The organism is Rahnella sp. PCH160, assembly GCF_047784855.1.
GTDB lineage: Bacteria > Pseudomonadota > Gammaproteobacteria > Enterobacterales > Enterobacteriaceae > Rahnella.
Window position 1 is genome coordinate 2,178,437 of the sequence record NZ_JBLOGT010000001.1, and the last position, 12,263, is coordinate 2,190,699.

General features: G+C 54.7%; 10 protein-coding genes and 1 pseudogene. 4 read left to right on the top strand and 7 right to left on the bottom strand.

Translation table 11 applies throughout. From position 1 onward, the window contains the following. Positions 1-16: 16 nt before the first annotated feature. Together yegD and tkt are read right to left on the bottom strand one after the other, a co-directional pair. Positions 17-1,369: a molecular chaperone gene (gene yegD, locus ACM5QY_RS10180; RefSeq protein WP_416120524.1), complete on the bottom strand. Its 1,353-nt coding sequence runs from the start codon at positions 1,367-1,369 to the stop codon at positions 17-19. 132 nt (positions 1,370-1,501) lie between these two features. After that, on the bottom strand, positions 1,502-3,496 hold the full coding sequence (gene tkt / locus ACM5QY_RS10185; protein WP_416120525.1) for a transketolase: 1,995 nt from the start codon (positions 3,494-3,496) through the stop codon (positions 1,502-1,504). Between the two features lie 401 nt (positions 3,497-3,897). Here tkt and maeB point away from each other — a divergent pair, with 401 nt between their 5' ends. Further along, entirely contained in the window at positions 3,898-6,177 is a 2,280-nt protein-coding gene (gene maeB / locus ACM5QY_RS10190) for an NADP-dependent oxaloacetate-decarboxylating malate dehydrogenase (protein WP_416120526.1), read from the top strand. A gap of 46 nt (positions 6,178-6,223) precedes the next feature. On the opposite strand, the gene uriH is transcribed toward maeB, so the two are convergent. From uriH to amiA, 4 genes and pseudogenes are all read right to left on the bottom strand, one after another. Beyond that, positions 6,224-7,171 (bottom strand): uridine-preferring nucleoside hydrolase UriH, encoded by a 948-nt coding sequence (gene uriH / locus ACM5QY_RS10195; protein ID WP_416120527.1) that lies wholly within the window; start codon positions 7,169-7,171, stop codon positions 6,224-6,226. A gap of 49 nt (positions 7,172-7,220) precedes the next feature. Beyond that, on the bottom strand, positions 7,221-7,670 hold the full coding sequence (locus ACM5QY_RS10200; RefSeq protein WP_416120528.1) for a YaiI/YqxD family protein: 450 nt from the start codon (positions 7,668-7,670) through the stop codon (positions 7,221-7,223). 16 nt (positions 7,671-7,686) lie between these two features. Beyond that, a pseudogene (gene hemF, locus ACM5QY_RS10205) lies at positions 7,687-8,598 on the bottom strand (oxygen-dependent coproporphyrinogen oxidase); the annotation flags it as partial. A 138-nt stretch (positions 8,599-8,736) separates the two neighbouring features. Further along, positions 8,737-9,621: an N-acetylmuramoyl-L-alanine amidase AmiA gene (gene amiA, locus ACM5QY_RS10210; RefSeq protein WP_416120529.1), complete on the bottom strand. Its 885-nt coding sequence runs from the start codon at positions 9,619-9,621 to the stop codon at positions 8,737-8,739. A 289-nt stretch (positions 9,622-9,910) separates the two neighbouring features. Here amiA and ACM5QY_RS10215 point away from each other — a divergent pair, with 289 nt between their 5' ends. Next, positions 9,911-10,336: a GNAT family acetyltransferase gene (locus ACM5QY_RS10215; RefSeq protein WP_095922987.1), complete on the top strand. Its 426-nt coding sequence runs from the start codon at positions 9,911-9,913 to the stop codon at positions 10,334-10,336. Between the two features lie 93 nt (positions 10,337-10,429). Here the strand turns inward: ACM5QY_RS10215 and ACM5QY_RS10220 are convergent, their stop codons facing one another. Continuing rightward, entirely contained in the window at positions 10,430-10,828 is a 399-nt protein-coding gene (locus ACM5QY_RS10220; protein ID WP_416122861.1) for a YgiW/YdeI family stress tolerance OB fold protein, read from the bottom strand. A 173-nt stretch (positions 10,829-11,001) separates the two neighbouring features. Between ACM5QY_RS10220 and ACM5QY_RS10225 the strand changes: the two genes are divergently transcribed. Next, positions 11,002-11,445, top strand: a complete 444-nt coding sequence (locus ACM5QY_RS10225; protein ID WP_104921118.1) for a DUF2919 domain-containing protein — start codon at positions 11,002-11,004, stop codon at positions 11,443-11,445. Between the two features lie 147 nt (positions 11,446-11,592). Beyond that, entirely contained in the window at positions 11,593-12,216 is a 624-nt protein-coding gene (locus ACM5QY_RS10230; protein ID WP_416120530.1) for an RpoE-regulated lipoprotein, read from the top strand. The last annotated feature ends 47 nt before the right edge of the window (positions 12,217-12,263 follow it).

Here is a 12,263-nt window from a genome sequence, read left to right on the forward strand (position 1 = left end):
TTTGTGAAGCCGAAGATTAGCGGAACAGCGTTTGTGCCCAGCGCGCCAGACCGGCGGTGACCGAGCCAAAATCATTGCCCCCGACCAGCGGGATCCCCGGTAACTGCGCCTGCAATGCAGCACGTAAAAGCGGAGAACGGGCGCTGCCACCGGTCAGATAAATCACATCCGGTTTAATTTCGCTGCTGGCCAGCGCCAGGCTGACCTGTTCCTGAATGCGTTCCAGCGGCTGAGAAATCGCGTCGCTTAACTGCTGCTGGCTGATGGTTTCTGCCAGACCAGATTCGATGAAGTCCATTGCCGCGGTCACGCTTTCGCGCTCGGAGAGGGCAATTTTGCTTTCTTCGGCAGCGCGCACCAGACGGTAGCTCAGGCGTTGTTGCTGCACTTTCAGCAGGCGCTTAATGAGATCCGGCTGCGCGGCGTCGCGGATCAGATCACGCAACATGCGGCCATTCGCCACGCTGTAGAAATCCACCTGCGCCGGAACGTCGTTAGTCGCGACGGCATTCCAGTAGGGCAATGCCGGGATCGCGATCCCTTTTTGCGTTTCGCTGCCCATGCCAAACTGAGGCGTCAGTTGTTTAAACGCAGTCATGATGTCCAGATCGTTACCGCCGACGCGGCAACCACTGTGGCCGAGCAGGCTGCTCTGGCGTTCCGCTTTATCGCGCCACTGCGGGCCCATCAGCAGAACGGAACAGTCGGTGGTTCCGCCGCCGATATCCACCACCAGAACCGTTTTCTCTTCCGTCAGGGTCGCTTCGAAATCCAGACCTGCCGCCACCGGCTCGAACTGGAAAGCGATATCACGGAAACCGGCACGTTCAGCGGCGCGCTGTAAAATCCCCTGCGCCTGACGGTTGGCTTCCTCACCGCCCATCCCCTGGAAGTTGATCGGACGCCCAATCACCGTCTGCTCAATGCTTTCCTGCAATACAGATTCTGCCTGGCGTTTGATGTGATACATCATCGCGCAGACCAGGTCTTCAAACAGGGCAATCTGTTGTGGCTTCAGGCCGTTTGCGCCAAGAAACGATTTCGGAGAACGAACGAAATACACTTCTTCAGGATCTTCCATGTAGGTCGCGAGCGCCTGTAAACCAAAGTGCACGCTGGTGGCGTTGACCGGAATATCTTCCTCGCGGTTAAAGCTGATACTTCGGCGCAGCAGCGCCAGATTTTCATCACTGCCTGTCGGCACCTGTCCGTGGCGGTTTAGCCATTCGCTGACCGCTTCACGGGTTGGCGCACAGAGCATGGAGGGTAAATAAGGATCATTATTTTCTAACGCCAGAAGGTGGGCGTTATTATCGCGCATCACTGCCACTGAGCAATTCGCTGTACCGTAGTCAAATCCAATAAACATTATTGATCCCCATGCCAAAGAAGGGACGGGACTTTACCGGAGAGGGGCGTATTCATCAAGCAGGAAGGGGGCAGATGTGAGATTTTTAGCCAGTATTCCCTCTCTTTTTACAGAGAGGGAATGTGCCGGAGATTACTTCAGCAATGCCTGGGCTTTCGCAACCACGTTATCCACGGTAAAACCGAACTCTTTGAACAGCAGTTCCGCCGGAGCGGATTCGCCGAAAGTGGTCATACCGACAACGTCGCCGTTCAGGCCGACATATTTGTACCAGTAATCTGCAATACCGGCTTCTACCGCCAGACGTGCCGTAACGGTTTTTGGCAGCACGGATTCGCGATACGCCGCATCCTGTTTGTCGAAGGCATCGGTCGATGGAATGGACACCACGCGCACTTTGGTACCCGCTGCTGCCAGCTTGTCTGCTGCTTCAACCGTAATGCCCACTTCCGAACCGGTTGCGATCAGGATGATTTCTGGCTCGCCATCGGAATCTTTCAGGACATAACCGCCGCGCGCCATGTTTGCCAGCTGTCCGGCGGTACGCGGTTGTTGCGTCAGGTTCTGTCGGGAGAAAATCAGCGCCGTCGGGCCGTCTTTGCGCTCAATGGCATATTTCCAGGCGATGGCTGATTCAACCTGATCCGCAGGCCGCCACAGGCTCATGTTCGGCGTCACGCGCAGGCTGGCCATTTGTTCAACCGGCTGGTGCGTCGGGCCGTCTTCGCCCAGACCGATGGAGTCATGGGTATACACGAATACGTTGCGGATTTTCATCAGTGCCGCCATACGCACCGCGTTACGGGCGTATTCGACGAACATCAGGAATGTTGCTGAATAAGGCAGGAAACCGCCGTGCAGGGTGATGCCGTTGGAAATCGCGGTCATCCCGAATTCGCGAACGCCGTAATGAATGTAGTTACCGGCCAGATCGTCACCGAGCGATTTCGAACCTGACCACAGGGTCAGGTTGCTCGGTGCCAGGTCAGCGGAGCCGCCGAGGAACTCAGGCAGAATTTTGCCAAAGCGTTCCAGCGTATTTTGTGACGCTTTACGGCTGGCGATATTTGCCGGATTAGCCTGCAATTCCTCGATAAATTTCTGTGCTTCGGTTTCCCAGTTCGCGGGCAATTCGCCGCTGACGCGACGTTCAAATTCAGCCGCCAGCTCAGGATGGTCTTTGGAATAGGCTGCGAATTTATCGTTCCACGCTGTTTCTTTGGCTTTACCGGCTTCTTTGGCATCCCAGGCGGCATAAATATCCTGAGGAATTTCAAACGCCGGGTAGTTCCAGCCCAGCGCTATGCGGGTTGCCGCCACTTCGTCTGCGCCCAGTGCCGCACCGTGCGCATCGTGCGTACCGGCTTTATGCGGGGAACCAAAGCCGATCACAGTTTTGCACATCAGCAGGGAAGGCCGGTCGGTGACGTTGTGGGATTCTTCAATCGCCGCTTTGATGGCATCTGAATTGTGGCCGTCAATGCCACGGATGACGTGCCAGCCGTAGGCTTCAAAACGTTTGGCCGTGTCATCGGTGAACCAGCCCTCAACGTGGCCGTCGATGGAAATGCCGTTGTCATCATAAAACGCGGTCAGTTTACCGAGTTTCAGGGTGCCGGCCAGCGAACAGGCTTCGTGAGAGATGCCTTCCATCATGCAACCGTCACCCATAAAGGCGTAGGTGTGGTGGTTCACAATGTCGTGATTATCGCGGTTGAACTGCGCCGCCAGCGTGCGTTCTGCAATCGCAAAGCCGACGGCATTGGCGATGCCCTGACCCAGCGGACCGGTGGTGGTTTCAACGCCCGGCGTGTAACCGTATTCCGGGTGCCCAGGCGTTTTGGAATGCAACTGGCGGAAATTCTCCAGCTCAGTCATCGGCAGGTCATAACCGGTGAGGTGCAGCAGGCTGTAAATCAGCATGGAACCGTGGCCGTTGGACAAAATAAAACGATCGCGGTCTGCCCATTTCGGATTGGCCGGGTTGTGATTCATGTAATCACGCCACAGCACTTCAGCGATATCCGCCATGCCCATCGGGGCACCCGGGTGGCCGCTGTTGGCTTTCTGGACTGCGTCCATGCTCAATGCACGGATAGCATTAGCGAGCTCTCTGCGAGAAGGCATATTTTTCTCCGGTTAGTGAAAACGTTACAGTAAAAGCGTTATTCAGTGATCTTCGTTGGGCTCCTACCCTGCATCATTCTGTTAATAAACTGAATGCGCTATTTCTGATTGTTGCGATGGGTCATAGCAATGGCAGCCCTCATCGCAGCTCAGACTGCGGGGCGTGAGAGGAAAGTGCAAGGTCAAACTTTAAGCGTAGTCGAATTTTGCGAGACGTCTTCCGTGAACGAAAAGCAATCAATGTAACGGCTAACTTTTGGTCGTTATCCGGCGTTTATCGTGGCAGGTTATCTATACTGTCATCGGGTTGAACGGAGGGTGACGTTGCCTCTGTTCACTGCTGTCTCTACATAAAATGTGTTGTCCCTGCATACAATAAGAAACAAGAAAAGGACCCTACGATGGACGAACAACTCAAGCAAAGCGCGCTCGATTACCATGAATTTCCGGTGCCCGGAAAAATTCAGGTTTCTCCGACCAAACCTCTTGCCACACAACGTGATCTGGCGCTGGCCTACTCCCCGGGCGTGGCAGCGCCCTGTCTGGAAATCGCCAGAGATCCCCTCACGGCCTATAAATACACTGCTCGCGGGAATCTGGTGGCGGTGATTTCCAACGGCACGGCGGTTCTCGGGCTGGGCAATATCGGTGCGCTGGCGGGAAAACCGGTCATGGAAGGCAAGGGCGTTCTGTTCAAGAAATTTGCCGGTATTGATGTTTTTGATATCGAAGTTGACGAGCTTGATCCCGATAAACTGATCGACGTGATCGCCGCGCTTGAACCGACGTTCGGCGGTATCAACCTCGAAGACATCAAAGCGCCTGAGTGTTTTTACATTGAGAGCAAACTGCGCGAGCGGATGAATATTCCGGTGTTTCACGACGATCAGCACGGGACAGCCATCATCTGTACAGCGGCGGTGCTCAACGGTTTGCGCGTGGTCGGGAAAGATATTTCGGATGTGCGGCTGGTGGTGTCCGGTGCAGGTGCGTCGGCCATTGCCTGCCTGAATTTGCTGGTGGCGCTGGGGCTGAAACGCCACAACATCACGGCCTGCGATTCCCGTGGCGTGATTTATCAGGGCCGCGAGGAGAACATGGCCGAAACCAAAGCGGCCTATGCCATTGAGGATAACGGGCAGCGCACACTGGCGGATGCGATCCCTGGTGTGGATATTTTCCTCGGTTGTTCCGGTCCCGGCGTGCTGACGCAGGACATGGTGAAAACCATGGCGAAATCCCCGCTGATCCTGGCGCTTGCCAACCCTGAACCGGAAATCCTGCCGCCGCTGGCGAAAGCGGTGCGCCCGGATGCCATTATCTGCACCGGCCGTTCGGATTACCCTAATCAGGTGAACAATGTCTTGTGCTTCCCGTTCATTTTCCGTGGCGCGCTGGACGTCGGCGCAACAACGATCAACGAAGAAATGAAGCTGGCCTGCGTTCATGCGATTGCCGATCTGGCGATGGCGGAGCAAAGCGATGTGGTCGCGTCGGCTTACGGTGAAGAAGAGCTTTCGTTTGGCCCGGACTACATCATTCCTAAACCTTTTGACCCGCGCCTGATTGTGAAAATCGCGCCAGCGGTGGCGAAAGCGGCGATGGATTCCGGCGTGGCAACGCGGCCCATTTTGGATTTCGATGCGTATGTCGAAAAACTGTCCGAGTTTGTTTACAAAACCAATCTGTTCATGAAACCGATTTTCTCTCAGGCCAAAAAAGACGCCAAACGCGTGGTGATGGCGGAAGGGGAAGAGGAACGCGTTTTGCAGGCCACGCAGGAACTGATTTCTCTCGGCCTGGCGAAACCGATTCTGGTCGGGCGGCCAGGCGTTATCGAAATGCGTATCAAGAAACTGGGTTTACAACTTGAAGCAGGCCGTGATTTTGAAGTGGTGAACAATGAATCCGATCCGCGATTTAACGAATACTGGCGCGAATATTATGAACTGATGAAACGGCGTGGCGTGTCGCAGGAGCAGGCACGGCGCGCGGTTATCGGCAATCCGACGCTGATTTCCGCCATCATGCTGCTGCGCGGTGAAGCGGACGCGATGATTTGCGGAACGGTGGGCACCTATCACGAGCATTACGATATCGTTGAAAAAGTATTCGGGTTCCGCGAGGGCGCGCACGTTGCCGGTGCCATGAACGCGTTGCTGCTGCCCAGCGGGAATACGTTTATTGCGGACACTTACGTCAATGATGATCCGACCGCAGAACAGCTGGCCGAAATCACGCTGATGGCGGCGGAAACGGTACGGCGGTTTGGTATCGAACCGAAAGTGGCTCTGCTGTCGCATTCCAGTTTTGGCACATCCGACAGCCCGGCGGCGCTTAAAATGCGGCGGACGCTGGAGCTGGTGAATGCGCGTGAACCTTCGCTGGAAATCGACGGCGAGATGCACGGCGACGCGGCGCTGGTCGAAAGTATCCGGCAGGACATCATGCCGGACAGCCCGTTAAAAGGGGCGGCGAATATCCTGATCATGCCGAACATGGAATCGGCGCGTATCAGCTATAACCTGCTGCGGGTGTCGAGTTCGGAAGGGGTCACGGTGGGGCCGGTGTTGATGGGGGTGGCGAAACCGGTGCATATTCTGACGCCGATTGCGTCGGTCAGACGCATTGTGAATATGGTCGCGTTAGCCGTAGTCGAAGCGCAAACCGAGCCTTTATAAATGACAAAACGGGCATCAAAAGGATGCCCGTTTTTTACCGTCTGACTCAGTATTTCACTTCGCCGATACGCTCGAGCGCATCAACGATTAAATCCCAGAAACGCTGATGATCGAGTTTTACCGCGACCTGCGTATGGCAATCCGGCGGCGGCGGTGAACGGAAATCTGCCACCGTCATGCCGAGCGTTAAGGTGCCGGTCAGCTCAATGTCTACCGGGACTTTTTGTACGGTCATAACGTTCGGGTCAATGACATAGGCCACCGCGCACGGATCATGTACCGGTGGCGAGTCAAAGCCCTGGCGGTCTTTGTAGCTCAGGCCGAAGAAATCGAGCAGTTCACCGACAAATTTGGCCGGTTGTGTGCCAACAGCGGCGATGCGTGCGGCGACTTCGGGCGTTGCCAGCGCCTGATGTGTGAGGTCTAACCCCACCATGGTCAGCGGCCATTTTTCGTTGAAAACAATGTGCGCGGCTTCAGGGTCAATTTTGATATTGAATTCAGCTACGGCGCTCCAGTTACCCACATGGTAACCGCCGCCCATCAGCACAACTTCTTTGACGCGTTCGGCGATACGTGGCTCTTTGCGCACGGCCATGGCGATATTGGTCAGGCCGCCGGTCGGAACCAGCGTGATGGTTTTTGGCGGATGAGACATGATCAAATCAATGATCAGATCGATGGCGTGAACGGGTTCCAGCGTAATGGCGGCTTCCGGTAACACCGGGCCATCAAGGCCAGATTCCCCGTGGATGTCGTCGGCCACTTCGATCTGCCGCACCAGCGGGCGGGTGGCTCCGGCGGCAAACGGAACGCCGGTCAGGTTGATCACGCGGGCCACGGCCAGCGCATTACGGGTGACTTTTTCCAGCGTCTGATTGCCGACCACGGTGGTAACGGCGAGCAGTTCGATATCGGGATTCCCGTGGGCGAGTAACATCGCGATGGCATCGTCGTGCCCCGGATCGCAATCCAGTATGATCTTTTTGACCATTTTTATTATTCCTTTAAATGTAGTGGTACAGCAGGTTCCTCTGACCGGATTATTTTCTAGCTTGTTGCAGCCATTTATCCAGTTCATTGGCGAATTGCTGGCGGTCACGCTGATTAAGCACAGGCGGCCCGCCGGTTTGCATGCCGCTGGCACGCATGGTGTCCATGAAATCACGCATGTTCAGGCGCTCTTTAATGGTTTCCGTGGTGTAACGCTCGCCGCGCGGATTCAGCGCAACGCCGCCTTTTTCGATGACTTCTGCCGCCAGCGGAATATCCGTCGTCACCACCAGATCGCCCGGTTCGGTACGTTTGACGATTTCGTTATCGGCGACGTCAAAACCTGCTTCGACGCGCAGGGTACGCAGAAATTTCGACGGCGGCGTGCGTATTGTCTGGTTAGCGACCAGCGTCACCATCATGCCGGTGCGTTCGGCGGCGCGGAACAACACTTCTTTGATAACGTTCGGACAGGCATCTGCATCCACCCAGATTTGCATCAGCGTTTCCCCCGTTCAGCCAGTCGCGAACCGGCAGAAAATCAGTGTACAGCGCGGCTTCCGGGCTGCCCGCTTCCGGCTGATAACCATATTCCCAGCGAACCAGCGGTGGCATGGACATCAGAATCGACTCCGTGCGGCCACCGGTTTGCAGACCGAACAACGTGCCGCGATCCCACACCAGATTGAATTCCACATAGCGGCCACGGCGGTAAAGCTGGAACTGGCGTTCACGTTCGCCCCACGGCATGGCTTTGCGTTTTTCGACGACTGGCAGATAAGCGTCGGTAAAACCGTTGCCCACGGCCTGCATAAATGCAAAGCAGGTGTCGAAATCAGGCGTGTTCAGGTCGTCAAAGAATAATCCGCCGATGCCGCGCGCTTCGTTGCGGTGTTTGATAAAGAAGTAGTCGTCACACCATTTTTTGTATTTCGGATAGACGTCATCGCCAAATGGCTGGCAAAGTTGTTGTGCCGTCTGATGCCAGTGGCGGGCGTCTTCTTCAAAACCGTAGTAGGGCGTGAGGTCAAAGCCACCGCCAAACCACCACACAGGTGCTTCACCCGGTTTTTCCGCAATAAAGAATCGCACATTGGCGTGACTGGTCGGCACGTAGGGATTGTGCGGATGAATGACCAGCGACACGCCCATCGCCTGGAAGCTACGTCCCGCCAGCTCAGGGCGGTGCGCGGTGGCTGACGCGGGTAACGTGGTGCCGGAAACGTGTGAGAAATTCACACCGGCCTGTTCGAAGACTGCGCCGTTGGTTAATACCCGGCTCTGGCCACCCCCGCCTTCTTCGCGTACCCACTGGTCTTGCGCGAACTGGCCTTTGCCATCGGCGGCGGCCAGTTGCTGGCAAATGTGGTTCTGAAGCTTGAGCAGGAATGTTTTGACTTGCTGAATGTCGGGGATTGATTGGCTCACGGGCAAACTCACAGACGTTGACTGAAAAGACGTTCAGCGCTTTGCGGGCGCTGAATCAGAAAGAGAACGAGATTATAACCCCAAAACCTGCCGAATCACCCAGAACAACCCACGCATCTGCGGTTCGAAGCAGGAAGGTTATCGTGGCTTACGCTCGTTGGCGTCGAAGTAACTGAAGAAATTCACAATCCCCTGAGAAATGGCCTGCGCGATCTCACGGCGAAACGCGGTAGTGCTGAGCAGCTGTTCTTCCTGATGATTGGTGATAAACGACGTTTCCACCAGAATCGACGGAATCGACGGGGATTTCAGTACGGCAAACGCCGCCTGTTCTGTCTGCTGGCTGTGCAGATGGTGTATCGGCCGGATCTTTTCGAGAACGTGATGACCGAGTGTCAGGCTATTTTTAATGGTGTCGGTTTGAACCAGATCGAAAAGCACCTGTTGCAGATAGTTGTTGTCTTCTTTGGCGTACTTCGCACCCGCAACCAAATCGGCGTCGTTTTCTTTTTTCGACATATACCGCGCCATGGCGCTGCTTGCGCCCCGGTTGGACAGCGCAAATACCGATGCGCCGGATGCGCTCGGGCTGGTGTAACCGTCGGCATGAATCGAGACGAACAAATCAGCCTGATGCTGATGTGCCAGTTCAACGCGCTGATAAAGCGGAATGAAATGGTCTGAATCGCGGGTCAGCCGGACCTCTATGTGGCTTTGATCGCCGAGGAATTCGCGTACATAGTTGGCGATTTCCAGTACTACATGTTTTTCTTCCGATCCTTCATGGCCGACGGCACCGGAATCAATCCCGCCGTGACCGGGGTCTATCATGACCAGCTTTTTAGCGCCCGGCGGTTTCGGAGCCGGAGCAGATTTCGTGATGTGTTCCTGCTGCGCGGCGCTGGCGGAGCGGGAACCAAACGCGGCGATCGCGAGTCCCAGGCCGGACAACAGCAATTGGCGACGGGTGGCGGCAGCGGGGAGAGGCTGGAAATGCAAAAATTTGTTCAGAGGGTTTAACATCAGTCCATTACCGTCAGAAAAAAAGCAGAATGCCTTATGTTATAGAGTATCTATTTTATAGTTTCGATCTGAGAACTATTACTTTTTATGAATAATGTGTCGTGAATGAATATTACGACGAATAAATATCTGTTTGATGAATGACTTAAGGCTTGTCTTATCGGCGAAATTCATCGGTAAAACACGGTCATTAATTGTGCGATTTGTGATTTTGATGTTGCGTATCAAGCAGATCACGCGATAATCAAATAAACCCTATTTCTTTATTAACCAACAGCGGCGAACAGTGATGGAAATTCGCGTATACCGTCAAGAAGATTTCGAAGAAGTCCTGACTCTCTGGGAGCGCTGCGATCTGCTGCGTCCGTGGAATGATCCTGAACTGGATATTGAACGCAAAATTAACCACAGCCCGGAATTTTTCCTGGTGGCGGAAGTCGGTGGCGAAGTGGTGGCCACGCTGATGGGCGGCTACGATGGCCATCGCGGTTCGGCAAATTATCTGGGTGTTCACCCGGATTATCGCGGGCGCGGCATTGCGAACGCGCTGGTGAATCGTTTGGAAAAGAAACTGATTGCGCGCGGCTGCCCGAAAATGAATTTAATGGTGCGTGCCGAAAACGATGCGGTCGTCAGCATGTATGAAAAACTGGGTTACGAGATTTCAGATACCTTATTGCTCGGCAAGCGTCTGATTGAAGATCAGGAATACTGAAAACCCGTTGAATGCCTGCAATATGAGGCAATAATAAGCCCCGGCAGGTGACTCACCGCCGGGGCTTTTTTACGCCAAATGCTTAACGAACGATTACTTGATCAGTTTTACGCTTTTGACGTCCACTTCCACAGAGTTCCAGTCTTTATCGACTTTACCTTCAATGCGGATTTTATCTTTTGGCGAGACGTTCTGCCCTTGCCAGCGTTTACCGTCGATTTCCACATTGAGCGTGCCGGTGTTATCGCGGAAAATATATTTGTCGTGATCGACACGCTGATCGAGGAAGCCTTCCAGCATCACCCACTGATCCTCTTTCATCGTCTGAACATCTTTCACGGTGCTGAGCGCAGTCGTGCCGGTGAATCCGCCTTGCGCCGCAGGTTGCGTTTGAGTTTCCTGCGCGGATGGGCCGCTGAACCCGCCTGTTTGTTGTGCGAACGCCGTCGCGGAACACAGTGTAATGAGGGTTGCCAGAGTGATCTTCTTCATCATAATAGGTCGTCCTTAATTTAACGTTTCCTGAGTATGTCCCGGCAACAATGACATTTTTCAAGACTGTTGCCGCGTTGAGAGACAGTAAAGCAGATTGTTCTTAACAGTTTCTTAAGCTGCGTTGATTATTGTTTAATTTCACTTTGTCCGAAGGAATGTGTGTCACGTTTATGAATCCGGAAGATTATAACGATCACGGTATGTTGCGGTTGCCTCTGTGGTTCTGGACAATCCTTATTTTGCAGGCCCGCACCTGGCTGCTGTTCGTCATGGCGGGCGCTTCACGCCAGCAGGGCAGCGATATGCTGTCGCTGTTTTACCCTGATCCGCAGAGTTTCTGGTCCGGTATGCTGCTGGGGTTACCGCCCGCGCTGATTTTTCTGTTAAGCGGACGCCGCCATCTGTGGCCGCGCGTCTGGCAGGCGGGTTACTGGCTGCTGCTGGCGGGGATGTTTGTGACCTTTGCCTTGCAGGGGTTGGGCGTGTGGCAAAGTAACGATACGCTGTCGGCGGTCGATATTATGCTGGCATTGCTCGACGCCGCTGCACTGGCTTACTGGCTGCTCAGCCGCCGTTTGCGGGCCTGTTTTGATGCCGCGCGCCGTCTGGCCTGATGCCATTTCGCGACCCGCGCTGAACTTTTTTGGAAAGAAAGTACTCGAACTGGCGCTTAACAACGATTTCCAAATAATAAATTCGCTGCCGGTTTATCCGTCAGGCCGTCCCGGCCAACCGAAACCGGCAGGAAAGGAGTGTACCGAATGACTGTTCGCTTACGGGCTCGCCCGATGTTGCTGGCGTTACCGCTTTTTCTCGCCGGTTGCTCGTCAATGCCGTCAATGCCGCATATGTCGTGGTCAGGTCTGAACCCGCTTAACTGGTTTGGCAGCAGTCTGACCGTCAACGATCAGGGCGTCGGCGGTATCACGGCCAGTACGCCATTGACGGAAACCGCCATCAAAGACGGGCTCAACGGTAACTATTCCCTGCGCAGCGGCATGTCGATGAGCGACGGCAAAATGCTGAGCTTCTTCCAGGCGATGGACGGCAAAGATGTGAAATTGTCCGTCAGCGGCGAGCCGAAAGGCAACGTACAGCGGGTGGATGTCATGGACTCTACCGTCGCGAGCGAGTGGGGCGTGAAAATCGGCACGTCGTTCAGCGATCTGTATACCAAAGCGTTTGATTCGTGCGTGAAAGGCGAAGGTGACGATGCGCAGAACGTGGAATGTAAAGCGCCACAAAGCGCGCACGTCACTTATGTGTTTAGCGGAATCTGGCACGGTCCGGAATCCCTGATGCCTTCTGACGATGCCCTGAAAGACTGGAAAGTCAGCAAAATCGTATGGCGCGCCAATCCGCTGCAAACCGGTCAGGCGCAGTAATTCCTTTTTAGCTTCGCTGTGCTTTAGTCTGCAAAAGAAGTCCCCGA